This is a genomic window from Pseudomonas sp. FG43, assembly GCF_057809175.1.
Window position 1 is genome coordinate 25,717 of the sequence record NZ_JBMDJL010000026.1, and the last position, 26,748, is coordinate 52,464.

At 58.3% G+C, this 26,748-nt stretch carries 22 protein-coding genes and 2 pseudogenes; 17 read left to right on the plus strand and 7 right to left on the minus strand.

Features of this window, described 5'->3' with window-relative positions:
• Positions 1-3: 3 nt before the first annotated feature.
• Positions 4-1,488 carry a membrane-bound lytic murein transglycosylase MltF gene (mltF, locus tag ACODS3_RS23935; protein ID WP_201017939.1) on the minus strand — a complete coding sequence of 495 codons (1,485 nt, stop codon included), beginning with the start codon at positions 1,486-1,488 and terminating at the stop codon, positions 4-6.
• A gap of 213 nt (positions 1,489-1,701) precedes the next feature.
• Here mltF and purL point away from each other — a divergent pair, with 213 nt between their 5' ends.
• Positions 1,702-5,598 carry a phosphoribosylformylglycinamidine synthase gene (gene purL / locus ACODS3_RS23940; protein WP_489036619.1) on the plus strand — a complete coding sequence of 1,299 codons (3,897 nt, stop codon included), beginning with the start codon at positions 1,702-1,704 and terminating at the stop codon, positions 5,596-5,598.
• Between the two features lie 6 nt (positions 5,599-5,604).
• Positions 5,605-5,916: a YqfO family protein gene (locus ACODS3_RS23945; RefSeq protein ID WP_201003716.1), complete on the plus strand. Its 312-nt coding sequence runs from the start codon at positions 5,605-5,607 to the stop codon at positions 5,914-5,916.
• Positions 5,917-5,985: 69 nt separating this feature from the next.
• On the opposite strand, the gene ACODS3_RS23950 is transcribed toward ACODS3_RS23945, so the two are convergent.
• On the minus strand, positions 5,986-6,549 hold the full coding sequence (locus ACODS3_RS23950; RefSeq protein WP_201003713.1) for a L,D-transpeptidase family protein: 564 nt from the start codon (positions 6,547-6,549) through the stop codon (positions 5,986-5,988).
• Positions 6,550-6,585: 36 nt separating this feature from the next.
• Positions 6,586-7,137 carry an NUDIX hydrolase gene (locus ACODS3_RS23955; protein WP_304575038.1) on the minus strand — a complete coding sequence of 184 codons (552 nt, stop codon included), beginning with the start codon at positions 7,135-7,137 and terminating at the stop codon, positions 6,586-6,588.
• 150 nt (positions 7,138-7,287) lie between these two features.
• Between ACODS3_RS23955 and ACODS3_RS23960 the strand changes: the two genes are divergently transcribed.
• From ACODS3_RS23960 to purT, 5 genes are all read left to right on the plus strand, one after another.
• Positions 7,288-7,884, plus strand: a complete 597-nt coding sequence (locus ACODS3_RS23960) for a CoA pyrophosphatase (RefSeq protein ID WP_201003709.1) — start codon at positions 7,288-7,290, stop codon at positions 7,882-7,884.
• A gap of 57 nt (positions 7,885-7,941) precedes the next feature.
• Positions 7,942-8,466, plus strand: a complete 525-nt coding sequence (locus ACODS3_RS23965) for a gamma carbonic anhydrase family protein (RefSeq protein ID WP_201003707.1) — start codon at positions 7,942-7,944, stop codon at positions 8,464-8,466.
• Positions 8,466-8,678: a DUF1289 domain-containing protein gene (locus ACODS3_RS23970; protein ID WP_201017938.1), complete on the plus strand. Its 213-nt coding sequence runs from the start codon at positions 8,466-8,468 to the stop codon at positions 8,676-8,678. The genes ACODS3_RS23965 and ACODS3_RS23970 overlap by 1 nt, the downstream gene beginning before the upstream one ends.
• 84 nt (positions 8,679-8,762) lie before the next feature.
• Entirely contained in the window at positions 8,763-9,230 is a 468-nt protein-coding gene (locus tag ACODS3_RS23975) for a VUT family protein (protein WP_201003703.1), read from the plus strand.
• Positions 9,231-9,332: 102 nt separating this feature from the next.
• The gene (gene purT, locus ACODS3_RS23980) at positions 9,333-10,514 is read left to right on the plus strand and encodes a formate-dependent phosphoribosylglycinamide formyltransferase (protein WP_201017937.1); all 1,182 of its coding nucleotides are present in this window, start codon (positions 9,333-9,335) and stop codon (positions 10,512-10,514) included.
• A 72-nt stretch (positions 10,515-10,586) separates the two neighbouring features.
• Here purT and ACODS3_RS23985 read toward each other — a convergent pair whose 3' ends face one another.
• The 4 genes and pseudogenes from ACODS3_RS23985 to ACODS3_RS24000 form a co-directional block, all read right to left on the minus strand.
• The gene (locus tag ACODS3_RS23985; protein WP_122320872.1) at positions 10,587-11,897 is read right to left on the minus strand and encodes an MFS transporter; all 1,311 of its coding nucleotides are present in this window, start codon (positions 11,895-11,897) and stop codon (positions 10,587-10,589) included.
• Positions 11,898-12,239: 342 nt separating this feature from the next.
• Positions 12,240-12,974: pseudogene (locus ACODS3_RS23990) on the minus strand (transporter associated domain-containing protein); the annotation flags it as partial.
• A 62-nt stretch (positions 12,975-13,036) separates the two neighbouring features.
• Positions 13,037-13,484 (minus strand): annotated as a pseudogene (locus ACODS3_RS23995) (DUF21 domain-containing protein); the annotation flags it as partial.
• Positions 13,485-13,496: 12 nt separating this feature from the next.
• Complete coding sequence (locus ACODS3_RS24000) at positions 13,497-14,309, minus strand: cytochrome C assembly family protein (RefSeq protein ID WP_201017934.1); 813 nt, start codon at positions 14,307-14,309, stop codon at positions 13,497-13,499.
• A 210-nt stretch (positions 14,310-14,519) separates the two neighbouring features.
• Here ACODS3_RS24000 and ffh point away from each other — a divergent pair, with 210 nt between their 5' ends.
• The 10 genes from ffh to ACODS3_RS24050 all read left to right on the plus strand — a co-directional run bounded on the left by ffh (position 14,520) and on the right by ACODS3_RS24050 (position 26,681).
• Complete coding sequence (ffh, locus tag ACODS3_RS24005) at positions 14,520-15,896, plus strand: signal recognition particle protein (protein ID WP_201003693.1); 1,377 nt, start codon at positions 14,520-14,522, stop codon at positions 15,894-15,896.
• Positions 15,897-16,142: 246 nt separating this feature from the next.
• Complete coding sequence (rpsP, locus tag ACODS3_RS24010) at positions 16,143-16,400, plus strand: 30S ribosomal protein S16 (protein WP_025258884.1); 258 nt, start codon at positions 16,143-16,145, stop codon at positions 16,398-16,400.
• Positions 16,401-16,405: 5 nt separating this feature from the next.
• On the plus strand, positions 16,406-16,945 hold the full coding sequence (gene rimM / locus ACODS3_RS24015) for a ribosome maturation factor RimM (RefSeq protein WP_201017933.1): 540 nt from the start codon (positions 16,406-16,408) through the stop codon (positions 16,943-16,945).
• 5 nt (positions 16,946-16,950) lie between these two features.
• A complete protein-coding gene (trmD, locus tag ACODS3_RS24020) occupies positions 16,951-17,703 on the plus strand; it encodes a tRNA (guanosine(37)-N1)-methyltransferase TrmD (protein WP_201003689.1) in 753 nt (250 codons plus the stop codon).
• Between the two features lie 44 nt (positions 17,704-17,747).
• Positions 17,748-18,098, plus strand: a complete 351-nt coding sequence (gene rplS, locus ACODS3_RS24025) for a 50S ribosomal protein L19 (protein WP_025258887.1) — start codon at positions 17,748-17,750, stop codon at positions 18,096-18,098.
• A gap of 103 nt (positions 18,099-18,201) precedes the next feature.
• A complete protein-coding gene (xerD, locus tag ACODS3_RS24030; RefSeq protein WP_201003687.1) occupies positions 18,202-19,098 on the plus strand; it encodes a site-specific tyrosine recombinase XerD in 897 nt (298 codons plus the stop codon).
• A 133-nt stretch (positions 19,099-19,231) separates the two neighbouring features.
• Positions 19,232-19,972: a bifunctional protein-disulfide isomerase/oxidoreductase DsbC gene (dsbC, locus tag ACODS3_RS24035; protein ID WP_201003685.1), complete on the plus strand. Its 741-nt coding sequence runs from the start codon at positions 19,232-19,234 to the stop codon at positions 19,970-19,972.
• 139 nt (positions 19,973-20,111) lie between these two features.
• Positions 20,112-21,416: a homoserine dehydrogenase gene (locus tag ACODS3_RS24040; RefSeq protein ID WP_201017931.1), complete on the plus strand. Its 1,305-nt coding sequence runs from the start codon at positions 20,112-20,114 to the stop codon at positions 21,414-21,416.
• Positions 21,417-21,536: 120 nt separating this feature from the next.
• Complete coding sequence (gene thrC / locus ACODS3_RS24045) at positions 21,537-22,946, plus strand: threonine synthase (RefSeq protein ID WP_489036597.1); 1,410 nt, start codon at positions 21,537-21,539, stop codon at positions 22,944-22,946.
• 192 nt (positions 22,947-23,138) lie between these two features.
• Complete coding sequence (locus ACODS3_RS24050) at positions 23,139-26,681, plus strand: ATP-binding protein (RefSeq protein ID WP_489036621.1); 3,543 nt, start codon at positions 23,139-23,141, stop codon at positions 26,679-26,681.
• The last annotated feature ends 67 nt before the right edge of the window (positions 26,682-26,748 follow it).

Sequence of the window (26,748 nt, forward strand, 5' to 3'; positions counted from 1 at the left end):
CGATCAGAGTGCGGGGTTCTGCTTCTGCTCATCCGGCTGTGTAGCCTGCGTGGGTTTGGTCTTGTCTACGGCGGGGACATGCAGATTGCCTTCGGCTACCTGATTGCCTTCGAGTTGTGGCTGTGTGACCCAGGTCAGAATGTCGTAGTAGCGGCGAATGTTGGCGACGAAATGCACTGGCTCGCCGCCTCGGGCATAGCCATAGCGGGTCTTGCTGTACCACTTCTTCTGAGAAAGACGAGGCAGCATCTTTTTGACGTCCAGCCACTTGTTGGGGTCCAGCCCCTCGTTTTCGGCCAGTTTGCGCGCATCTTCCAGATGACCGCCGCCAATGTTGTAGGACGCGAGCGCCAGCCATGTGCGATCCGGCTCTTGTATCTTCTCGTCCAGTTGATCCTTTACATAGGCGAAGTACTTGGCTCCGCCCTGAATGCTTTGTTTCGCGTCGAGCCGGTTGGTAACGCCCATGGCTTGTGCGGTGTTCTGAGTCAGCATCATCAGGCCGCGAACCCCGGTCTTGGAGGTCACAGTGGGTTGCCACAATGACTCCTGATAACCGATGGCCGCCAGCAGCCTCCAGTCGACCTGCTCTTTCTTGGCCGAGGCCTGGAAGTGTTTCTCGTATTTGGGCAGGCGTTCCTGCAGGTGCTGGGCGAAGGTATAGGCGCCGACATAGCCCAATACATCGACGTGACCGTAATAGCGGTCTTTCAGTCGTTGCAGGGTGCCGTTCTTTTCAACCTTGTCCAGGTAGGCGTTGATTTCGTTCAGCAGGCTGTTGTCTTCGCCCGGAGCCACGGCCCAGCGCTGTTCACGGGCTTCGCCGAGATCAAAGGCCACGCGCACGTTGGGGAAGTAGACCTGGTTCATGGCCAGCTCGTTGGAATCGACCAGGGTCAGGTCGATCTGGCCCTCATCGACCATGCGCAGCAGGTCGACCACTTCCACGGCGTCCGACTCTTCATATTCCAGGCCGGGGTTCTGTGCCTTGAGGGCGGCCAGTTGTTCAGCATGGCTGCTGCCCTTGAGGACCATGATGCGTTTGCCTGCCAGATCGCCTGCGTCGGTGGGACGTGACTGGCCGTTGCGGTAGACAACCTGCGGCGTGACCTCAAGATAAGGATGAGAGAAGCGGGCCTGCTGCTTGCGCTCCTGAGTATCGATCAGGCCGGCTGCCGCCAGTACCGGGCCGCCAGGCTTGTTGATCTGCTCGAAAATATCGTCGAGGTTGTCAGCCGTTTCGATCTTGAGTTCGACCCCCAGATCGTCGGCAAAACGCTTGACCAGCTCGTATTCGAAGCCGGTTTCACCGTTGCGATCCTGGAAATAAGTGGCGGGGCTGTTACGGGTTACAACGCGCAGGACGCCATCCTCCTTGACTCGCTCCAGTGTGCTGGGTTTATCCACACAGGCGCTGAGCATCAGGAAGAGTCCGGTTGCGACGAGCCATTTGGCGCAACGAGGGCGGAAATCTGCTAGGGAGAACATCGGTGCAGTATACGCAAAGCACCGGTGCCGCCATATCTCGACAGCAAGGCTTGCGTCTGATAGGAGAGGGCTTTTTGGCAAAAAAGGAGGTGTTTTCTGCAAAGAAGCGACATTCGGGCGCATTCCTTGTCGCCGTTTTGGGTGCTCAAAGGGTCGGTTTAGGCTAGAATGCGTGGCCTCAAAGCACACCCCCTTCCCGAGGCTGTCCCGAAGATGTTGATCCTGCGCGGTGCTCCTGCCCTTTCTGCCTTCCGCCACAGCAAATTACTAGAACAACTGAAACAAAAAGTTTCAGCTGTCAGTGGCTTGTACGCTGAATTCGCTCACTTCGCTGAAGTCACTGGCGTTCTGTCCAGCGAAGAACAGCAGGTTCTCGATCGCCTCCTGAAATACGGCCCGAGTGTGCCGGTTCAAGAGCCGAACGGTCGTCTGTTCCTGGTGTTGCCACGTTTCGGCACTATTTCGCCCTGGTCGAGCAAGGCCAGCGATATTGCCCGTAACTGTGGTCTGACCAAAATCCAGCGTCTGGAACGCGGTATTGCCTTCTATGTAGAAGGCCAGTTCAGCGATGCCGAGGCTCAGGCCATCGCCGACAGCCTGCACGACCGCATGACCCAGCTGGTTCTGGACAATCACGAGCAGGCCGCCAGCCTGTTCAGCCATGCCGAACCCAAGCCGCTGACTGCCGTGGATATCCTCGGTGGCGGTCGCGCTGCGCTGGAAAAAGCCAACGTCGAGCTGGGCCTGGCCCTGGCTGAAGACGAAATCGATTATCTGGTCACCAGCTTCAACGGGCTGGGGCGCAACCCTCACGACATCGAACTGATGATGTTCGCCCAGGCCAACTCCGAGCATTGCCGTCACAAGATCTTCAACGCCAGTTGGGATATCGACGGCGAAAGCCAGGAAAAAAGCCTGTTCGGCATGATCAAGAACACCTACCAGATGCACAGCGAAGGCGTTCTGTCTGCTTATAAGGACAACGCCTCGGTGATCGTCGGCAATGTTGCCGGTCGTTTCTTCCCGGACCCTGAAACCCGCCAGTACGGTGCGGTGCAGGAGCCTGTGCATATCCTGATGAAGGTCGAGACTCACAACCACCCGACCGCGATTGCTCCGTTCCCTGGTGCATCGACCGGTTCCGGCGGCGAGATTCGCGACGAAGGCGCAACCGGTCGTGGTGCCAAGCCAAAGGCCGGCCTGACCGGTTTCACCGTTTCCAACCTGCAGATCCCCGGTTTCGTGCAGCCATGGGAAGTGCCTTACGGCAAGCCCGAGCGCATCGTGACCGCGCTGGACATCATGATCGAAGGCCCGCTGGGTGGCGCGGCGTTCAACAATGAATTCGGTCGTCCGGCCCTGACCGGTTATTTCCGTACCTTCGAGCAGTCGATCAGCACGCCGCACGGCGATGAAGTTCGTGGTTACCACAAGCCGATCATGCTGGCTGGCGGTATGGGTAACATCCGCGAAGATCACGTCCAGAAGGGCGAGATCACTGTCGGCGCCAAGCTGATCGTGCTGGGTGGCCCGGCCATGCTGATCGGTCTGGGTGGCGGTGCTGCTTCCTCCATGGCGACCGGCACCAGTTCCGCCGATCTGGATTTCGCTTCCGTTCAGCGTGAAAACCCTGAAATGGAGCGTCGTTGCCAGGAAGTCATCGACCGTTGCTGGCAACTGGGTGACAAGAACCCGATCAGCTTCATCCATGACGTGGGTGCCGGTGGTCTGTCCAACGCCTTCCCTGAGCTGGTCAACGATGGCGGCCGTGGCGGTCGTTTCGAGCTGCGTAATGTCCCTAATGACGAGCCGGGCATGGCCCCGCTGGAAATCTGGAGCAACGAGTCCCAGGAACGTTACGTCCTGGCCGTTTCTGCCGAAGATTTCGAGCGTTTCAAGGCGATCTGTGAGCGCGAGCGTTGCCCGTTCGCCGTCGTGGGTGAAGCCACTGCCGAGCCTCAACTGACCGTTACCGACAGCCACTTCGGCAACAATCCTGTGGACATGCCGCTGGAAGTGCTGCTGGGCAAAGCCCCGCGCATGCACCGTTCGGTCGAGCGCGAAGCTGAACTGGGCGACGACTTCGATCCGAGCACGCTGAGCATCGACGAGAGCGTGGAGCGTGTTCTGCGTCACCCGGCAGTAGCCAGCAAGAACTTCCTGATCACCATCGGCGACCGCAGCATCACTGGTCTGGTGGCTCGCGATCAGATGGTCGGCCCATGGCAAGTGCCAGTGGCTGACTGCGCCGTGACGGCCACCAGCTTTGACGTCAACACCGGCGAAGCCATGGCAATGGGCGAGCGCACTCCGCTGGCATTGCTGGACGCCCCGGCTTCCGGTCGCATGGCCATTGGTGAAACCCTCACCAACATCGCCGCTTCGCGTATTGAAAAGCTGTCCGACATCAAACTGTCGGCCAACTGGATGTCGGCTGCTGGCCATCCGGGTGAAGATGCGCGTCTGTACGACACCGTCAAGGCCGTGGGCATGGAACTGTGCCCTGAGCTGGGCCTGACCATTCCGGTGGGCAAGGACTCCATGTCCATGAAAACCCGCTGGAGCGATGAGGGCACCGAGAAGAGCGTGACCTCGCCGCTGTCGCTGATCGTGACCGGCTTCGCGCCTGTTACCGATATCCGCAAGACCCTGACTCCAGAGCTGCGTATGGACAAGGGCGAAACCGACCTGATCCTGATCGACCTGGGTCGTGGCCAGAACCGTATGGGCGCTTCGATTCTTGCCCAGGTTTACGGCAAGCTCGGCAGCTCTGCGCCGGACGTTGATGACGCTGAAGACCTCAAGGCTTTCTTCGCCGTTATCCAGGGCCTGAATGCTGATGGCCACCTGCTGGCTTACCACGACCGTTCCGATGGTGGCCTGCTGACCACCGTGCTGGAAATGGCGTTCGCCGGTCATTGCGGCTTGAACCTGTACCTCGACAGCCTGGCTGAAACCTCGGCCGAGCTGGCTGCGATCCTGTTCAACGAAGAGTTGGGTGCTGTCATCCAGGTTCGTCAGGATGCAACTCCACTGGTGCTGGCTCAGTTCAGCGCTGCCGGTCTGGAAGACTGCGTATCGGTCATCGGCAAGCCGGTGAACAACGACGAAGTGGTCATCAGCTTCGCGGGCGAGTCGGTATTCACCGGCCAGCGCCGTCTGCTGCAACGTCAGTGGTCCGAAACCAGCTACCAGATCCAGCGTCTGCGCGACAACGCCGAATGCGCCGATCAGGAATTCGATGCACTGCTGGAAGAAGATAACCCTGGCCTGACCGTCAAGCTGGGCTTCGACGTCAACGATGACATCGCTGCGCCGTACATCAAGAAAGGCGTTCGTCCTCAGGTTGCGGTTCTGCGTGAGCAGGGTGTCAACGGTCAGGTCGAGATGGCGGCTGCGTTCGATCGCGCCGGCTTCAATGCCATCGACGTACACATGAGCGACATCCTGGCCGGTCGTGTCGACCTGAACGACTTCAAAGGCATGGTTGCGTGCGGCGGCTTCTCTTACGGCGACGTACTGGGTGCCGGTGAAGGCTGGGCCAAATCGGCCTTGTTCAACAGCCGTGCCCGCGATGCGTTCCAGGGCTTCTTCGAGCGTACCGACAGCTTCACCCTCGGTGTGTGCAACGGTTGCCAGATGCTGTCCAACCTGCATGAGCTGATTCCGGGCAGCGAGTTCTGGCCGCACTTCGTGCGTAACCGTTCCGAGCAGTTCGAGGCCCGTGTTGCCATGGTCCAGATCCAGGAATCGCCATCGATCTTCCTGCAGGGCATGGCCGGTTCGCGTATGCCGATCGCCATCGCTCACGGTGAAGGTCATGCCGAGTTCGCCCATGACGACGCCCTGCTCGAAGCCGATATTTCCGGCACCGTTGCGCTGCGTTATGTGGACAACCACGGCAAGGTCACTGAAACCTACCCGGCCAACCCGAACGGCTCGCCGCGCGGTATTGGCGGCATGACCACTCGCGACGGTCGCGTCACCATCATGATGCCGCACCCTGAGCGTGTATTCCGTGCCGTGCAGAACTCCTGGCGTCCGGAAGAGTGGAACGAAGATGGCGCCTGGATGCGCATGTTCCGCAATGCTCGCGTCTGGGTTAACTAAACCCCGATGTACAAGCTTGCCTTCTTCGTGCCTGCAAGCCATGTAGAGCAGGTCAAGAACGCCGTATTCGCCGCTGGTGCAGGGCGAATCGGCGCTTACGATCATTGTTCATGGCAAGTGCTCGGCCAGGGCCAGTTCCGACCGCTGGATGGCAGTCAGCCATTTATCGGTCAGGGTGGCGTGGTCGAGACGGTCGAGGAATGGAAAGTCGAGATGGTCGTGGCCGATGAGTCTATTCATCAGGCAGTGATGGCTCTCAAGCAGAGCCATCCGTACGAAACGCCAGCTTATGAAGTGTGGCGGCTGGAAGCGTTCTAGAGTTACATCGTGCTTTTCGCGAATGAATTCGCTCCCACTGTAGGAGCGAATTCATTCGCGAACATGCGATTACGGCCGAATCTCGATCATCGTGCCGTCCTTCACCAGATCCCAGACCTCACGCATATCGTTGTTCTTCAGCGCGATGCAGCCATTGGTCCAGTCCAGGGTATGGAAATACCACTCCGGATATTCTTCGTCCACGGGCGTGCCGTGCAGCATGATCATGCTGCCAGGCTTGACGCCTTCACGGCGTGCGCGTGCTGAATCTGAGATGTTCGGGTAGGAAATGTGTATCGACAGGTTGTAGTTGTTGCTGGGCTTGCGCCAGTCAAGCCAGTAGAAACCTTCCGGTGTGCGCTGGTCGCCTTCCTGCAACTTTGTGCCCTTGGGGTTTCTGCCCAGGGAAATGCGGTAAGTCTTGAGCGCTTCGCCGCCGCTGATCAGTTGCAACTGGCGTGCGGATTTCAGCACCAGCACCTTGTCGATTTTCTTGTCAGCCAGGCTTTGGGTGTTGATGACCTTATGGTCGATGATTTTCTGTTCGCTGCCCTTGGGCACGATGGTCTGGGTAAAGGCCGCCTGCGACAGCGGAACGAAAGACATGCAGAAGAGAGCGAACAGCCAACGCATTGCGGTATCCCTGAAAGCACCTGAGTGCCGGATTGATTAGGTGTCCTGTATCGGGCGCGAGGCTGGCAGGGCGCTGGTATGCACTGGGTAAACCTGCTGGCGTCTGTCCGCGAAGAAGTATTCTAGGGTACGCCTGACTGTCATGAAAGCCAGGTCATGCCATGGAATATCGGCTTCGTCGAATAATTGCACCTCAAGGCTTTCGACCCCGGCGGCGAATTCTGGAGTGGCGAGTTCGGCGCGGTAGAACACATGCACCTGATTGATATGCGGTACGTCGATCAGCGCATACAGATGCAGGTCGGTCAGCGTGGCGCAGGCTTCCTCGATGGTTTCACGGCGCGCCGCCTGTTCGATGGTTTCACCGTTCTCCATGAAACCGGCCGGCAAGGTCCAGAAACCCAGGCGCGGCTCGATGGCGCGGCGGCACAGCAAGACTTTTTCGCCCTGCGTAACCAGGCAGCCCGCCACAATATTCGGGTTCTGATAATGAATGGTATGGCAATGCTCGCATACATGGCGCAGGCGGCTATCGCCCTCTGGAATGCGCAGGATGACCGGGTTACCGCACTGGCTGCAGAATTTCATGGTTTCGTTCGATCCGTTAAAGCAGACGCTATCCTGGCTTGCTGCAGGGCGGACCTGCAAGTTTCGCGATTGTATGACCGTCCTGCAAGGGGTTGGGCAGTTCGCCGCTTTGGTGCATGATGCCAAGAGTGCAACAGATCGAGATTTCCCATGCTGGATGAGCTACTTCTCCGTGTAAGCAGTCACACGCCAGATATTCTTGAGTCGGACCGACGGTTTCCCGAGGCGGCGGTATTGCTGCCGGTCACGCGCAGTGATGAACCCGAATTGATCCTGACCTTGCGCGCCAGCGGGCTTTCCACCCACGGCGGGGAAGTGGCTTTTCCGGGTGGACGACGCGATCCGGATGATCCCGATCTGATATTCACGGCCCTGCGCGAGGCCGAAGAGGAAATCGGCCTGCCGCCCGGCCTCGTCGAGATCGTCGGCCCTCTGAGCCCGCTGATTTCCAAGCATGGCATCAAGGTCACGCCTTATGTCGGCGTGATTCCCGACTTTGTCGAATACCGCCCCAATGATGCTGAAATCGCTGCGGTCTTCAGCGTGCCGCTGGAATTCTTCCGCCAGGACGCTCGCGAACATACCCACCGGATCGATTATGACGGTCGCAGTTGGTACGTGCCGAGCTATCGTTATGGCGGATACAAGATCTGGGGGCTGACGGCGATCATGATCGTCGAACTGGTCAATGTGCTGTATGACACGAAGATCAGCCTGCATCATCCGCCCGAGCGGTCCACCACCTGAGTGATCATTTATAACGAACCGCGCCTGTGAGTGCGGTCATCAGCCTGAGGAAAAACCATGAAATATCGCCTGGGAGACTCCCGTGTCCAGACCGATCCACAAAGCTGGGTCGCGCCCAATGCGGTCCTGATCGGCAAGGTCAAGCTGGAGGCCGGGGCGAGTGTCTGGTTCAATGCCGTGCTGCGGGGCGATAACGAACTGATCCATATCGGCGAAAACAGCAACGTGCAGGATGGCACGGTGATGCATACCGATATGGGCTCGCCGCTGAACATCGGCAAAGGCGTCACCATTGGTCATAACGTCATGCTGCACGGTTGCAGCGTCGACGATTACAGCCTCATCGGCATCAACTCCGTGATTCTCAACGGCGCAAAGATCGGCAAATACTGCATCATTGGCGCCAACTCGCTGATCGGCGAAGGCAAGGTCATCCCCGATGGTTCCCTTGTGATGGGCTCGCCGGGCAAGGTGGTGCGTGAACTCACCGATGTCCAGAAGAAGATGCTCGAAGCCAGCGCCGCGCATTACGTTCACAACGCCCAGCGTTACGCCCGCGACCTGGCCGTGCAGGAAGACTGATGAGCACTGAACCGATTACAGAAAAACCCGTCCGCTCGCCCTGCGTGAGCATCTGTGCGCTGGACGAAGACGATATCTGCACCGGCTGTCAGCGAACGGTCGCCGAGATCACCGGCTGGAGCCGCATGAGCAATGACGAGCGGCGGGCGGTGCTGGGGTTGTGTCATGAGCGGGCCAAGGCGAGTGGGGTGGTCTGGTCTGTTTCTCGGTAATGAATGTGCCGGTTCTGTTGCCGACAAGCCGCCTCCCTCATTCTGCTACCATTGCCACCCGTTTTTCCCAAGACATCTTTTTCCATGCTTTTCCTGATCGCCTACATCAGCAGTGTCGTGCTGATCAATTTCGCTTTTTCCACCGCCCCGCATCTGGACATCATCTGGTCGGCCTGGGGCGGGCTGGTGTTTGTCCTGCGCGATATGGTGCAGACCCGTTTCGGCCATGGCGCGATCCTCGCCATGCTGGTGGCGCTGCTGTTGTCTTACGTCACCAGCGAGCCTGCCATTGCACTGGCCAGCGCCACGGCGTTTGCGGTTTCCGAATGCATCGACTGGCTGGTGTTCAGCATTACCAAACGCCCGTTGCATGACCGGCTGTGGATCAGCTCTGCACTGAGCATCCCGCTGGACACCTTTATCTTTTTCGGCCTGATCGATGCCTTGACGGCGCCGGTGATACTGACAGCTCTTGGCTCCAAATTTGCGGGCGTGACGGCCGTCTGGCTAATCATGGCCTGGCGTATCCGCAAGAACGCTTGTCCGGGTTGAGCCCCTATTTGCAGGGCTTCGTGGTAAATTGCGCGCCTTTCTCCTTAGCGGTCGCTCGCATACGGCGGGCTGCCATCGATATCTGCTTCACGAGGACCTGAGATGACTCAAATCGGAACTCCACTGTCGCCTACCGCGACTCGCGTATTGTTTTGCGGCAGTGGCGAGCTGGGCAAGGAAGTAGTGATCGAGCTGCAACGCCTGGGCGTCGAAGTGATCGCCGTTGACCGTTATGCCGATGCGCCTGCCATGCAGGTCGCCCATCGCAGCCATGTGATCAACATGCTCGACGGTGCTGCTCTGCGTGCGGTGGTCGAGGCCGAGAAGCCGCATTTCATCGTTCCGGAAATCGAAGCCATCGCGACCGCTACCCTGGTCGAGCTTGAATCCGAAGGTTTCACCGTCATTCCAACAGCCCGTGCTGCGCAACTGACCATGAACCGTGAAGGCATTCGTCGTCTGGCTGCCGAAGAACTCAAGCTGCCGACGTCGCCGTACCACTTTGCCGATACCTTCGAGGACTACAGCAAAGCGGTCCTGGACCTGGGCTTCCCTTGCGTGGTCAAGCCGGTCATGAGTTCGTCGGGCAAGGGCCAAAGCCTGCTCAAGAGCGCCGATGATATCCAGAAGGCCTGGGATTACGCGCAGGAAGGCGGTCGTGCAGGCAAGGGCCGTGTGATCGTCGAAGGCTTTATCGATTTCGATTACGAAATCACGCTGCTGACTGTGCGTCATGTCGGCGGTACTACTTTCTGTGCGCCGGTTGGTCATCGTCAGGAGAAAGGCGACTATCAGGAGTCCTGGCAGCCACAGGCCATGAGCCCGGTTGCGCTGGCTGAGTCCGAGCGCGTTGCCAAGGCGGTGACCGAGGCGTTGGGCGGTCGTGGCATCTTTGGTGTCGAGTTGTTCATCAAGGGCGATCAGGTGTGGTTCAGCGAAGTGTCGCCGCGTCCGCATGACACCGGTCTGGTGACCCTGATTTCCCAGGACCTGTCCCAGTTTGCCCTGCATGCCCGTGCCATTCTGGGCCTGCCTGTACCGTTGATCCGCCAGTTCGGGCCATCGGCTTCGGCGGTGATTCTGGTCGAGGGTCAATCCACACAAACCGCTTTCGCCAACCTGGGTGCAGCACTGGCCGAGCCGGATACTGCATTGCGTCTGTTCGGCAAGCCAGAAGTCAACGGTCAGCGCCGCATGGGCGTAGCCCTGGCGCGTGACGAGTCCATCGAAGCCGCTCGCGCCAAGGCGACCCGTGCTTCGGCGGCGGTCAACGTCATTTTGTAAGTAGCCCCGCGTAGGAGCGAATTCATTCGCGAAGCCATTTTTCGCGAATGAATTCGCTCCTACCGGCGATCTTCAGAGTTCTCTGTCTCTCGTCTCTTTCAGGCACAGCACAGCCAGCAGGCTGATCAGCGCTGCTGCCGACACATACCCGCCAACCCAGCTCAAGCCGCCCATTGCCACCAGCTTCTGTGCAAAGAACGGGGCGACGGATGCGCCGACGATTCCGCCCAGGTTGTAGGCTGCCGATGCGCCGGTGTAACGCACCTGTGTCGGGAACAGTTCCGGCAACAGTGCGCCCATGGGGGCGAAGGTCACGCCCATCAGGAACAGCTCGATACACAGGAACAGCGCAACACCCCAGGTCGTGCCGTGGGTGAGCAGCGGCTCCATGAGAAAGCCCGAGAGAATCGCCAGTACACCGCCGACAATCAGCACCGGCTTGCGCCCAAAGCGGTCGCTTGCCCAGGCCGACAAAGGTGTGGCCGCGGCCATGAACAGCACCGCGAAGCACAGCAGGCCCAGGAAGGTTTCCCGGCTATAGCCCAGTGTGGAAACCCCGTAGCTCAGGGAAAAGACCGTCGAGATATAGAACAGCGCGTAGCACACGACCATTGAGGCGGCACCCAGCAGCATCGGTTTCCAGTGCTGGCTGAAGGTTTCCACGATCGGCATCTTGACCCGCTCATGGCGTGCAATGGCTTTGGCGAAGACCGGTGTCTCTTCCAGTTTCAGACGCACATACAGCCCGACCATGACCAGAGCGGCGCTGAGCAGAAATGGAATCCTCCAGCCCCACGAGCGAAATTGCTCGTCGCTGAGTGTCAGCGCCAGTGCCAGAAACAGGCCGTTGGCTGCCAGAAAACCAATGGATGGCCCCAGTTGCGGGAACATGCCGAACCAGGCTCGTTTGCCCTTGGGGGCATTTTCCGTTGCCAGTAGCGCAGCGCCTCCCCATTCACCGCCAAGCCCCAGCCCCTGGCCGAAACGCAGCAGGCAGAGAATGATCGGTGCCCAGGCTCCGATGGTTGCATAGCCGGGCAGCACGCCAATCAGGGTGGTGCAGACACCCATCAGCAGCAATGAAGCCACCAGCGTTGATTTGCGTCCGATACGGTCACCGAAATGGCCGAACAGTGCCGACCCTAGCGGCCGTGCGAGAAAGGCGATGCCGAAGGTCAGAAATGACGACAGCATCTGGGCGGTGCCGGAGGTCTGTGGAAAGAAAACCGGGCCGATCACCAGTGCCGCAGCCGTGGCGTAGACGTAAAAGTCGTAGAACTCGATGGCGGTGCCAATGAAGCTGGCGGTTGCAACGCGGGTTGGCGAGTTGGTGGGTGGTGTTTGGGTGTCGTCGTTTTCGCTGAGAGTAGCGGTGCTGGTCATGCGGATATCCCTGACAGTCATCTTGCCTGCGACGTGGGCCACGTAGCGGCAAATGTTCATTCTTGTGATTGTGGGCGCAGCACTGATCAGATTGGCCCGGTTGGGCTGGAGGGTAATGACAGCGCTCGTGGATGGGAGCGTGCCATAAAAGGTGCGAGTCGTTCAGGCTGAATGACTGGCCGTCTGCGCTGGGTGCGGGTAGCACGCGCTACGGCTGGCTGGGTAAGCGAAGGGATTATAGGAAGGGCTGTGCTCGCGAAACAAGTAGTAACATCGGGCTGTCTGAAAACTGCTGTGCTCGGTCAGGCTGTGTTTTCACGCAGCCTGAGCATTACGCTTTTCTCAGGTAAAAACCAGGCTTGGAGCGTTCTGCCACATCAGCACCCGCTTCACGCGATTATCCTCGGTTTCCAGGATTTCCAGCCGGTACGGGCCGATTTTCAGGCAGACCGGACCTTCGGGAATGGTTTCCAGCGCTTCGGTCACCAGGCCGTTAAGGGTCTTGGGGCCATCGGAAGGCAGGTGCCAGCCGAGGCTCTTGTTCAGTTCGCGAATCGACGCAGCGCCTTCCACTTCAAGGCGTCCGTCCGTCTGGCGCGTGACATGGGGATTGTTGAGGCTTTGTTCGTTCTCGAACTCGCCGACGATCTCTTCGAGGATGTCTTCCAGGCTGACAATGCCCAGCACTTCGCCATATTCGTCCACCACCACACCCAGCCGACGCTGCTGCTTGTGGAAGTTGAGCAGTTGCAACTGCAATGGCGTGCTTTCGGGCACAAAGTAAGGTTCGTAGCAGACAGCCAGCAATTGCTCCTTGGTCAGTTCGCCCTTGGGCAGCAGATGGCTGATCTGACGGGTATTGAGAACCCCCTGAACCTGATTGATATCGTTGTGATAGACCGGCAGGCGGGTGTGTCGCGAAATGATCAGGCGTTCGATGATCTGCTCGATGGGGTCGTCGAGGTTGACGCCGTCCACTTCGTTGCGCGGTATCAGAATGTCATTGACCGTGATGCTGTCCAGGGCATGAATGCCGGAGATGACATTGGCGCGTGGGTGATATTCCTGAACGCCATCGTGGCTGTGTTTCTGCGATTCGTCGTCCAGGTCTTTATCCTGGCTCGGCACTTTATGTACGCCGAAAAGGCGCAGCAGGTATTTTGCAATCGCGCTGAAGACGCAGGTCAGCGGCCAGACGATCTTCATCGGGATATGCAGCGTCCCGTTACCGAGCAACAGAGTGGCGACGGGGTAGCGGGCTGCGAGGCGGCGCGGGATGAATTCGGCAAATACCAGCATGGCGCCAGCGGTGATGAGCCAGGCAACGGTTGGGCCGTTATCGAACCAGCCATTGACTGCAATCAGCGTGGCGATGACGGTGATCAGGGTCTTGATCAGCGTATTGCTCAGAATCAGGCTGTTGAGCTCGAAGGCCAGTTCCGGAAAGGTCGCCGCCTCACTGGAGCGGCTGCCGGCGCGCAACGTCTTGAGCAGGTGATGAGCCGTCTCGACAGCGGTCAGCAGACCGGACCAGAGCATCAGCAGGGTCAGCACACCCAGAAGTGGGCCGAGGGGCAGATTATCCATGATCGACGCCCGTCAGATATGCAGAATGAATTCGCGTACCAGCTTGCTGCCGAAATAGGCCAGCATCAGCAGGCAGAAGCCGCCCAGGGTCCAGCGAATAGCTTTATGCCCACGCCAGCCGAGGCGGTTGCGACCCCACAGCAAGACGCTGAAAACCACCCAGGCCAGACAGGCGAGCAGGGTCTTGTGTACCAGATGCTGGGCAAACAGGTTCTCGACGAACAGCCAGCCGGAGATCAGCGACAGCGACAGCAGTGTCCAGCCGGCCCACAGGAAACCGAACAGCAGGCTTTCCATGGTTTGCAGGGGCGGGAAGTTCTTGATCAGGCCCGAAGGGTGCTTGTGCTTGAGCTGATGATCCTGCACCAGCAGCAGCAACGCCTGGAACACTGCGATGGTGAACATGCCGTAAGCCAGGATGGAAAGCAGGATATGGCTGAGAATGCCCGGCTCTTCAATGATCGGCTGCACCGTGCCGCTGGGGGCGTACTGGGCGAGCAGGGCAGTTATCATGCCCAGCGGGAACAGCAGCACCAGCAGGTTTTCCACGGGTATTCGCGTGGTGGCGATCAGGGTCAGAGCGATGACCGACACGGCGATCAGGCTGGCGGAGTTGAAAAAGTCCAGTCCCAGGCCTGCCGGGTGCATCAGTTGGGAATAAAGGCCGATGGCATGGGCAATGACGGCCAGGGTGCCGAGCAGTACAAGCAGCCGCTTGTCGGGTTTGGTGGTCTGATTCAGGCGTACGCCCTGATAGACGGTCGCAGCGGCATAGAGGCTGGCGGCGGCGAGGCTTGAAAGCAGACTGGGTGTTAGAGGGAACATAGATCCTGAAGGACGAGCCCGAAAGACGCTGAGTTTGGCATAGAACCGACATTTCACGAAAGACTACATAAGCAGTCAGCGTGGTGTCAGTTCCGCGGAGTCTTCGCTATAATCCGCGACCTGCTCAAGCCGCAGGCTCGCCGAGCGCCATTATTATTGCGGGCCGGGCCGCACCAACCGGGGTTCGACCAGAGCCTGAAAGGATCGCGCATGTTTGAAAACCTTACCGACCGCCTCTCGCAGACGCTGCGCCACGTAACTGGCAAGGCCAAGCTGACCGAGGACAACATCAAAGATACCTTGCGCGAAGTGCGCATGGCTTTGCTTGAAGCCGATGTCGCCCTGCCGGTGGTCAAGGACTTCGTCAATAGCGTCAAGGAACGCGCCGTAGGCACCGAGGTGTCGCGCAGCCTGACGCCAGGCCAGGCATTCGTGAAGATCGTTCAGGCCGAACTCGAAAGCCTGATGGGCGCCGCCAACGAAGATCTGGTGCTCAACGTCACGCCGCCGGCTGTCGTGCTGATGGCGGGTTTGCAGGGTGCGGGTAAAACCACCACCGCCGGCAAACTTGCGCGCTTCCTCAAGGAGCGCAAGAAGAAAACCGTCATGGTCGTGTCGGTTGACGTTTATCGTCCGGCGGCCATCAAGCAGCTGGAAACCCTGGCCAACGATATCGGCGTGACGTTCTTCGCTTCCGATATAAGCCAGAAGCCTGTGGATATCGCCCAGGCTGCCATCCGCGAAGCGAAGCTCAAGTTCATCGACGTCGTGATCGTCGATACCGCCGGTCGCCTGCACGTCGATGCAGAGATGATGGGCGAGATCCAGGCATTGCATGCCGTGGTGAAACCGGCAGAAACCCTGTTCGTGGTCGATGCCATGACCGGTCAGGATGCTGCCAACACCGCCAAGGCCTTCGGCGATGCGCTGCCATTGACCGGTGTGGTTCTCACCAAGGTCGATGGTGATGCGCGTGGCGGTGCCGCACTGTCGGTGCGGGCGATTACCGGCAAGCCGATCAAGTTCATCGGTATGGGCGAGAAGAGCGAAGCTCTGGAACCGTTCCACCCGGATCGTATCGCGTCGCGAATTCTCGGCATGGGCGACGTACTCAGCCTGATCGAACAGGCCGAGCAGACGCTCGATAAAGAGAAAGCCGACAAGCTGGCCAAGAAGCTCAAGAAGGGCAAGGGCTTCGATCTCGAAGACTTCCGCGACCAGTTGCAACAGATGAAGAACATGGGCGGCCTTGGCGGCCTCATGGACAAGCTGCCGAGTATCGGTGGCATGAACCTCTCGCAAATGGGCAATGCCCAGGGTGCTGCCGAGAAGCAGTTCAAGCAGATGGAAGCCATCATCAACTCGATGACGCCGGCCGAGCGCCGCGACCCTGATCTGATCAGCGGTTCGCGCAAGCGCCGTATCGCCATCGGTTCGGGAACCCAGGTTCAGGATATCGGGCGTCTGATCAAGCAGCATAAACAGATGCAGAAGATGATGAAGAAATTCTCCGCCAAGGGCGGTATGGCAAAAATGATGCGCGGCATGGGTGGAATGTTCCCTGGCGGCGGCATGCCAAAAATGTGATTGTGTCGCGCGCAAGAAACTTTGCGCGCATTCATTCTGGAGGCCTGGCCTCCAGCAATCCCGCGTTCTGCGGGACTCAACCGCTGTCTTACGACAGTTTCATTGCAAATCTGGATGGCATGCCGACAGGCGCCGGAAAAAGACATTTGCAAAAGTCGGGATATTCCTTAGAATATGCGGCCTTTCGGGCACCCATGCCCGCTGTGCATCTTAGATTTGCAGCACCGACTACAGGAACGATGTTCAATGCTAACCATCCGTCTTGCCCTTGGCGGCTCCAAAAAGCGCCCGTTTTACCACCTGACCGTAACCGACAGCCGCAACGCTCGTGACGGCTCCCACAAAGAACAAATCGGTTTCTTCAACCCGATTGCTCGTGGTCAGGAAGTTCGTCTGTCCGTCAACGAAGAACGCCTGAACTACTGGCTGGGCGTTGGTGCTCAGACTTCCGAGCGCGTTGCTCAGTTGATCAAAGAGCACAACAAGGCTAAGGCTGCGGCCTGAAACCTATGAACGCGACGCCTGCATCTGCCGACGATCTGATCGTCATAGGCAAGATTTTCTCGGTTCATGGCGTTCGCGGCGAAGTGAAGGTTTATTCCTTTACGGATCCGATTGATAACCTGCTGGACTACACGACCTGGACGCTGCGGCGCGAAGGGAAAGTGGAAAAACAGGTAGAGCTGGTCAGCGGACGCTTGCAAGGCAAGTTCCTGGTCGCAAGGCTCAAGGGTCTCGATGATCGCGACGAAGCGCGTCTTCTGTCCGGTTGCGAAATCTGCGTGCCGCGTAACCTGTTCCCTGATCTGGACGATGGCGAGTACTACTGGTACCAGCTTGAAGGCCTGAAGGTCATCGACACGCTTGGGCAATTGCTCGGCAAGATCGATCACCTGCTTGAAACCGGCTCGAACGATGTAATGGTGGTCAAGCCCTGCGCGGGCAGTCTGGATGATCGCGAGCGCCTGTTGCCCTATACGGAGCAATGTGTGCTGGCAATCGACCTGGATGCCGGCGAGATGAAGGTGGATTGGGATGCGGACTTCTGAATGCCATGGCTAGCATGCGCATAGAAGTCATCAGTTTGTTCCCTGAGATGTTTTCCGCCATCAGCGAATACGGCATTACCAGCCGTGCGGTGAAACAGGGGCTCTTGCAGCTCACTTGTTGGAATCCGCGGGACTACACCACTGATCGTCATCACACTGTGGATGATCGCCCATTTGGCGGTGGTCCGGGCATGGTGATGAAGATCAAGCCCCTTGAGGATGCTCTGGTTCAGGCCAGGCAGGCAGCGGGGGATGCGGCGAAGGTGATTTACCTGTCGCCACAAGGCCGCAAGCTGGATCAGTCTGCGGTACGCGAACTGGCGCAGGAGGAAGCGATTATCCTCATCGCCGGTCGTTATGAAGGCATTGACGAGCGTTTTATTGATGCTCATGTCGATGAAGAGTGGTCGATTGGTGACTATGTACTGTCTGGTGGCGAGCTACCGGCAATGGTGCTGATCGACGCGGTTACGCGACTGCTGCCTGGAGCTTTAGGGCATGTGGACTCCGCGGAGGAAGATTCCTTCACGGACGGTCTGCTGGATTGCCCGCATTACACCCGACCTGAGGTGTATGCGGATCAGCGTGTTCCCGACGTGTTGCTAAGTGGCAATCACGCGCATATCCGGCGTTGGCGTTTACAGCAGTCCCTTGGGCGGACCTATGAACGACGCGCCGATCTTCTGGAAAGCCGCTCGCTTTCTGGAGAAGAGAAGAAGCTGCTGGCGGAATACATCCGCGAGCGGGACGATAGTTAACGTATCGATGGTCGATCCAGACGGATTACCTTAGGAGCACCAGCATGACTAACAAAATCATTCTTGCCCTCGAAGCAGAGCAGATGACCAAAGAGATCCCTACCTTTGCCCCGGGCGACACTATCGTCGTTCAGGTGAAAGTGAAGGAAGGCGACCGCGCACGTCTGCAAGCGTTTGAAGGCGTTGTAATTGCCAAGCGTAACCGTGGCGTGAACAGTGCTTTCACTGTTCGTAAAATCTCCAATGGTGTTGGCGTTGAGCGTACTTTCCAGACCTACAGCCCGCAAATCGACAGCCTGGCTGTGAAACGTCGCGGCGACGTTCGCAAGGCCAAACTGTACTACCTGCGTGACCTGTCCGGTAAAGCAGCTCGCATCAAAGAAAAACTGTCCTGATACAGTCTTTCGATGCATAAAAAAAGCAGCCTTCGGGCTGCTTTTTTGTTGTGTGCTGTTTAATCATGCAACTCATCTGTCGCCATACAGTCTACGAGTGAAAATGCCTGCCATCGACCACCCCCTGATCGACCGTTTTCTGGACGCGCTCTGGCTGGAAAAGGGTTTGTCCGATAACACCCGTGACTCTTATCGCAGTGATCTGGCCTTGTTCAACGGCTGGCTGCAAGAGCGCAATGTGGATTTGATCGATGCCGGGCGCGATGTGATTCTCGATCACCTGTCCTGGCGGATGGATCAGGCCTACAAGCCTCGTTCGACTGCCCGCTTCCTGTCCGGAGCCCGTGGTTTCTATCGTTACCTTCTGCGCGAGCGGCTGATTGCGGTCGATCCGACCTTGCTGATCGATATGCCGCAATTGGGCAAGCCACTGCCCAAATCCCTGTCTGAAGCCGATGTTGAAGCCTTGCTGGCCGCGCCCGACCTGAGCGAGCCGATCGGTGAGCGTGACCGGGCAATGCTGGAAGTGCTTTATGCCTGTGGCCTGCGGGTCAGTGAGTTGATCAGTCTGACGCTGGAGCAGGTCAATTTGCGTCAGGGTGTCCTGCGAATCATGGGCAAGGGTAGCAAGGAGCGGCTGGTACCCATGGGGGAGGAGGCCATTGTCTGGGTTGAGCGTTATATGCGCGGCGCACGTGATGAGCTGCTGGGCGGACGCCCCAGCGATGTCCTGTTTCCCAGCCTGCGTGGCGAGCAAATGACTCGGCAGACCTTCTGGCATCGCATCAAGCATCAGGCCGCTGTCGCCGGCATCGGCAAGTCACTGTCACCCCATACCTTGCGTCATGCTTTTGCCACTCATTTGCTCAATCATGGTGCCGACTTGCGGGTTGTGCAGATGCTGCTTGGCCACAGTGACCTGTCCACGACACAGATTTATACACACGTTGCCCGTGCCCGATTGCAGGATATGCACGCCAGGCACCATCCACGCGGCTGAACCTTGATTTAAGTTGTGTTTGTCCGGGTCGGTGTTACAGGCCTTATGTGATAGGCTTTGCCGGTTTCACAGATTGAAGCTGGCGTCAGTCGTTTTCAGCGCCGCCGGTCTGTCCGCCTTCATAGGAGTTTTCATGCGCTTGCCTCATGTTTTTGCTGCCGCCATTGTTGCCCTGGCCAGCTCTTTCAGTGCGTTTGCCCTGGCTGATGCTGTCCCCGATCAAGCCATTCGCAAGACCCTGGAGTCGCTTCAACTGGAGCTGCCTGTAGAAAGCATCGCAGCCAGCCCGCTCAATGGCCTCTATGAAGTCAAACTCAAGGGCGGTCGTGTTCTTTATGCCAGCGCCGATGGCCAGTTCGTGGTGCAGGGTTATCTGTTCCAGATCCAGAACGGCAAGCCGGTCAACCTGACCGAGAAGACCGAACGTCAGGCGATCTCGAAAACCATCAATGGCATTCCTGCCAGCGAGATGGTGGTTTACCCGGCCATTGGCGAAACCAAATCGCATATCACCGTCTTCACCGACACCACCTGTCCTTATTGCCACAAGCTGCATGAAGAAGTGGCTCAGTTGAACAAGATGGGCATCGAAGTCCGTTACCTGGCTTTCCCGCGTCAGGGGCTGGGTTCGCCGGGCGACCAGCAACTGCAGGCGGTCTGGTGTTCCAAGGACCGCAAGGCAGCCATGGACCTTATGGTCGACGGCAAGGACATCAAGGCACCGAAGTGCGAGAACCCGGTGACCAAACAGTTTGAAATGGGTCAGTCGATTGGCGTGAACGGTACGCCAGCCATTGTCCTGGCCGATGGCCAACTGATTCCTGGCTATCAGCCGGCTGCCCAGGTTGCCAAGCTGGCGCTGGGTGCCAAATAATCCTGCATTGTCAGGAACGCCTCATGGGCATGGGGTGACGCCTTGCCGTCATCCCGCTAAAAAAATTGGAGTCGCATGGTGACATGCGGCTGTTTTCCACGGCCGACTTCGGGGCGGCCGTTTTTCGGGGAGTTCATCAGTGAAACCGGTCAAAGTAGGCATCTGTGGGCTGGGTACTGTCGGTGGCGGTACCTTTAACGTACTTCAGCGTAACGCCGAGGAGATTGCCCGTCGTGCCGGGCGTGGAATCGAAGTTGCGCAAATTGCGGTTCGTACACCAAACCCCAACTGCCAGATTACCGGTACACCCACCACGAACGACGTGTTCGCGGTGGCGGAAAATCCTGAAATCGATATCGTCGTCGAGCTGATCGGCGGCTACACCGTCGCCCGTGAGCTGGTGCTCAAGGCCATCGAGAACGGCAAGCACGTGGTTACCGCCAACAAGGCGCTGATCGCGGTACACGGCAATGAAATCTTCGCCAAGGCCCGTGAGAAGGGCGTGATCGTGGCTTTCGAGGCCGCCGTCGCAGGCGGTATCCCGGTCATCAAGGCGATTCGTGAAGGCCTGTCGGCAAACCGCATCAACTGGGTTGCCGGGATCATCAACGGTACCGGTAACTTCATCCTCACCGAAATGCGCGAGAAGGGCCGTACTTTCCCGGACGTCCTGGCTGAAGCCCAGGCGCTGGGGTACGCCGAAGCCGATCCGACCTTCGACGTGGAAGGCATCGACGCTGCCCACAAGCTGACGATTCTGGCTTCCATTGCATTCGGTATCCCGTTGCAGTTCGACAAGGCCTACACCGAAGGCATCACCAGACTGACCACTGCCGACGTGAACTACGCCGAAGCCCTGGGCTATCGCATCAAGCACCTGGGCGTTGCGCGCAGCACGGCGCAGGGTATCGAGCTGCGGGTTCACCCGACGCTGATCCCGGCCGACCGCCTGATTGCCAACGTCAATGGCGTGATGAACGCCGTGATGGTCAATGGCGACGCCTCGGGTTCGACCCTGTTCTACGGCGCTGGCGCAGGCATGGAGCCAACGGCTTCTTCCGTGGTTGCCGATCTGGTGGACGTGGTGCGTGCCATGACTTCCGACCCGGAGAATCGCGTACCGCACCTGGCCTTCCAGCCGGATTCGTTGTCCGCTCACCCGATTCTGCCGATCGAAGAGTGCGAGAGTGCCTATTATCTGCGTATCCAGGCCAAGGACCATCCGGGCGTACTGGCTCAGGTTGCAAGCATCCTGTCCGAGCGCGGCATCAACATTGAATCGATCATGCAGAAAGAAGTCGAAGAGCAGGACGGCCTGGTGCCAATGATTCTGCTGACGCACCGCGTACGCGAGCAGCGCATGAACGATGCAATCACAGCGCTGGAAGCCTTGCAGGATGTGGTAGGCCCCGTTGTGCGGATTCGTGTCGAACATCTCAATTAATTGATTAGTTGCAAGCGGCAAGCGGTAAGCGGCAAGCGGCAAGTAGAGGTCAACGTGCCTTTACTTGCAGCTTGAAACTTGCAGCTTGAAGCTTCCAGCTCAAACCAAAGGTTTGAAAAAATGCGCTACATCAGTACCCGCGGCCAGGCGCCAGCGTTGAATTTCGAAGATGTGCTGCTTGCAGGCCTGGCCAGCGATGGTGGCCTGTATGTGCCGGAAAACCTGCCTCGTTTCACTCAGGAAGAAATCGCTTCCTGGGCTGGCCTGCCTTATCACGAGCTGGCTTTCCGGGTGATGCGTCCGTTCGTGGATGGCAGCATCCCGGATGCCGACTTCAAGAAGATTCTCGAAGAAACCTACGGCGTGTTCGCCCACAGCTCGGTTGCCCCGTTGCGCCAGTTGAACGGCAACGAGTGGGTGCTTGAGCTGTTCCATGGCCCGACTCTGGCGTTCAAGGACTTCGCTCTGCAATTGCTCGGTCGTCTGCTCGATTACGTGCTGGCCAAGCGTGGCGAGCGTGTGGTCATCATTGGCGCGACTTCCGGCGATACCGGCTCGGCAGCGATTGAAGGCTGCCGTCGTTGTGACAATGTCGATATTTTCATCCTGCACCCCAACAAGCGTGTTTCGGACGTTCAGCGTCGCCAGATGACCACCATCTTCGGCGATAACATCCATAACATCGCCATCGAAGGCAACTTCGACGATTGCCAGGAGATGGTCAAGGCCAGCTTCGCGGACCAGGGCTTCCTCAAGGGCACACGGCTGGTAGCGGTCAATTCGATCAACTGGGCGCGGATCATGGCCCAGATCGTCTATTACTTCCACGCAGCCCTGCAGTTGGGCGGCCCGGCTCGCTCGGTATCGTTCTCGGTGCCTACCGGCAACTTCGGTGACATCTTCGCCGGTTACCTGGCTCGCAACATGGGGCTGCCGGTCAATCAACTGATCGTGGCCACCAACCGCAACGACATCCTGCACCGCTTCATGAGCGGCAACCAGTACGTCAAGGAAACCCTGCACGCCACGCTGTCGCCTTCGATGGACATCATGGTGTCGTCCAACTTCGAGCGTCTGTTGTTCGATATGCATGGCCGTAGCGGCGCAGCAATCGCCGGCCTGATTGACACCTTCAAGCAGGGTGGCGGTTTCAGCGTCGATGAAGACCGCTGGACCGAAACACGCAAACTGTTCGACTCGCTGGCCGTCAGTGATGAGCAGACCTGCGAGACCATCGCCGAAGTGTTCGCACAGACAGGCGAAGTACTCGATCCGCACACGGCAATCGGGGTCAAGGCCGCGCGTGAGTGCCGTCGCAGCCTGGATACGCCGATGGTGATCCTGGGAACGGCCCATCCGGTCAAATTCCCTGAGGCAGTGGAGAAGGCAGGCGTAGGAAAAGCGCTTGAGCTGCCTGCACATTTGTCTGATTTGTTCGAGCGCGACGAACGCTGCACCGTTTTGCCAAATGACCTCAAAGCCATGCAGGCCTTTGTCAGCCAGCACGGCAACCGCGGAAAACCGTTATAACAGAAGCGTTGTGTAACAACTTAAGGCCCGCCACCCGGCGGGCCTTCTCATTTTCCCGTGCCAAACTTTGGAGGTTTTTGAGTTCCTACGGGTGAGTCAGTGGTTGTGAAACAGGCAAGTATGCAAGGTGTGGTCAGGGCGACCGGCAACCTGATTATCGGGCGTGCATGGCGCACGATTTTGGTCCTGTTGATGCTGTCTTTCGGCCAGTCCGCAAGTGCAGCGCAGGATTTGCCATTTACGCTGAGTGCGCCATTTCTGGCATTGGACGATTTGCCCCTCGATGCGGCGGATCGACAGTGGCTGGAGCAACGCAAGGCTCTACGGGTCGGCATTGCCATTGCCGATTATGAACCTATCGATATCACCAGCGACCGTAATCGTTATCAGGGCATCAGCGCCGATTACCTCAGCCTGATTGGCGACAAGTTGAACATGCCGATCCAGGTGATTGGCTTTGCCGAACGCGATCATGCGATTGCCGCATTGCGTAGCGGCGCCGTCGATATTCTCACCAGTGCCAACGGTTTCGAGCGTGCCGTGAAGGGGTTGGCATTTTCCCATGAGTACATGCCCGATCGTTCGATGGTGGTCGGACGAGGCAGCGACCCGTGGCCGTCGTTGGGGCTGGCAGGCAAGAAAGTCGTATTGCTCGATGGGTATGCGGACTCAAGCACTGTCCATAAAGCCTATCCCGAAAGCGAAATCATTATTGCGCCCAATCTCTACAGTGCTCTGGAGGCCTTGAGCCAGGGAGAAGTTGACGCTTTTATCGGCAATGAAGTGATTGTGCGTTCCTATAACGCCTTGCGGCCTTACCTGGGTTTGCAGATCAAGTTCGAGAGCGCATTGCCGCCTGTGGGCTTTGCGTTTGCCGTGCGTGAGGACGAGCAGCGGCTGTTGACCCTGATCAACCGGGCCTTGAGCAGCCTTGAGCCATCCGTCGCCCGTGAGGTGCTGGGGCGCTGGACGCTGGGGCTGGGTGCCGATGTGGTCGGGCAACGGATCACGCTCTCCAGAGCAGAGCGGCTCTGGGTGAGCAAACACCCCAGCGTGACAATCTCCACCACACAGCATCCGCCCTATATCTACAAGGACAATAACGGCCATTGGGTCGGGCTGAATATCGATGTGCTGGCGCGGATTTCCCGCATGACCGGCCTGCAGTTCGTTCACAAGGAAGTACCTTCGACCCAGATGAGCATCGAGGTGCTGAAGGCCGCAGAGGCGGAGATGAATACAACGCTGGCCGAAAACGCCGAGCGCAGGCAGTTTCTGGATTTCACCTATTCGTTTGGAGGTAATAGCTGGGTCTTTGTCGTGCGCTCCGAAAACTCTTCGCACGTTTCCCTGGGCAACCTGTCCGGCCGGGTACTGGCATTGCCTGCAAAGCATGCGCTGGAAGAGGAGATCCGCCGCAACTTTCCCGAGGTCCAGTTGCAACTGGTTTCGACTTATGCCGAAGCACGCAACCTGGTGGAAACCGGGCAGGCGGATGCCACGATCCAGAACGAAGCCGGCGCCTACCTCTTTCCGCCCGGCAATCTGAAAGTGGCGCGCAGTGTCGACGGCAAGTGGTCTCCCGACCAGTTTTCAGTGATCAAGTCGCAACCTGAACTGCTCAGCATCCTGAACAAGGCTCTGGAGGCATTTCCGGTGGCCGAGATGCGCTCCATCCGCATGAAATGGCTGGGTTCGGTATTGCCTCAGCCCTCTCTCTGGAGCCGTATCCCGCAGTGGGTGTTCTGGGTTGTGGTACTGGCATTGTTGCTGGGGCTGGTATCCCTGGGCTGGAGCAGCCGGCTCAAGTCCCAGATTCGCCAGCGGCTCAAGGCCGAAAGGCAACTCAACGACCAGTTGGCTTTCAAGCACGCGCTGTTCGATGGCATTCCCAATCCGATTTACGTCCGCGATCTCAAGGGACGGCTTATTTCCTGTAACCGTAGCTATGAAGAAAGCTTCGGGATCAGCTTTGAGCAAATGAATGGTCGCCGCCTGATCGACGTCGATCTGATCCCGCGCTCCGTGGCCGAACAGATGCATGCCGACTATCTCAAGTTACTGGAGACCAGACGTCCGATATTCGCCGACAGGACCATGGAGCTGTTTGGCAAGCATGTCGATGCCTGGCAATGGACGACGCCTTTCTTTGGTGCCGATGGCCAGTTGCAGGGGCTGTTGGGCGGCTGGATAGATATCACCGAACGCAAGCGGCTGGAGATTCAGCTTGAAGAGGCACTACGGCATGCCGATCAGGCCAGCGAGGCCAAGAGTGCGTTTCTGGCGAGCATGAGTCATGAGATCCGCACGCCGATGGGAGCCATCATCGGCCTGCTGGAGCTGGAATGTGAGCAGGCACTGCGTCGTGGCGAGACACCTTCCCAAGGTTTGCAAGTGGCTCATCAATCGGCAAGGGAGCTTGTCGCTCTGATTGGCGACAGCCTTGATCTGGCCAGAATCGAGGCGGGCGGGATTCAGTTGTCGTTGTCCGCGACTTCGCTCCATCCGTTTTTTGAAGGCATTGTGCAGTTGTTCTCGGCCCAGGCTGAGCAGAAAGGGTTAGAGCTGAGGCTGGATTTTGCAGAGCAGGCCCGTGGTGATTATTGGCTCGACCCGTTACGGCTGCGTCAGGTGCTGCATAACGTGCTGGGCAACGCCCTGAAGTTCACACAACAAGGTTCTGTGGTGATCAGTGTCAGTGTGCTTGAGGAGCACAGCGAGTCGCGACGCCTACGGATAATTGTCCAGGACAGCGGAACGGGGATCGATCCCCAGCGTCAGCAGCAGATATTCCAGCCTTTCATTCAGGCCCATGACGATATTGCGGTCCGCTATGGCGGCAGTGGGTTGGGGCTGAGTATTTCCCGGCAGCTTGTAGAGCTGATGAACGGGGAAATCAGCCTGTGCAGTGAACCGGGACATGGCACGCAAGTGACTGTCGATGTGGCGCTCGCCAGAGTGAAACGCCTGACCGTGCAGCAGGATGAAACCCGGATGCAGAGCCGCAATCCGGGTGAGCGCAGTTTGCGTTTGCTGGTGGTGGACGATATGTCGGCCAACCGTCTGGTGTTGACTCAGCAACTGGAGTTTCTCGGCCACCAGGTCGTGCCCGCCGAAGGTGGTGCCCAGGCCCTGGATATGTGGCGCGAGGAGGCGTTCGATGCCGTCATCACAGACTGCAACATGCCAGGGATTACCGGTTACGCACTGACCGAAGCAATCCGCAATATCGAGTCTCAGGAACAGCTCCCGCGTTGTCCGGTCATTGGCTGTACGGCCAATGCCATGACGGATGAGGCCGAGCGATGCGAGCGCATCGGCATGGATGGATTGCTGGTCAAGCCGTTGTCTCTGGAGCGCTTGTCAGAGGAACTGGCCAAAGTCATTCGTGAGCAGACATTCGATATTCGTACCTTGCGGCGCATGACTCAGGCCAACGAGGAACAGATACAGCGCCTGCTGGGAGAGTTGTGGAAAAACCTGCGTCATGAGCGTGAGGTGATGCAGCCAGCGGTCGGAGCCCATGACTGGAAGACTTTAAGTGCCTCCCTGCATCGTTTGAAAGGCGCAGCCTGTCTGGTGGATGCCGTGCCGCTGGCCAAGGCCTGTGCAGCGCTCGACGCCAGCGTGAAGAGCGAATCCGGTGCTGCCTTGAGCGAGCGCTGGCCGGTACTGGATGCTTCCATTGAAAGCCTGCGGGCAGATATTGAATTGCAGCTGGCACAGGTGCCCTGAATTTTAGGACTTGTCTTATGGGGGGCAGCCAACAGGAGATCTAGAGTGCTGTCACTTTCGGCCTGAA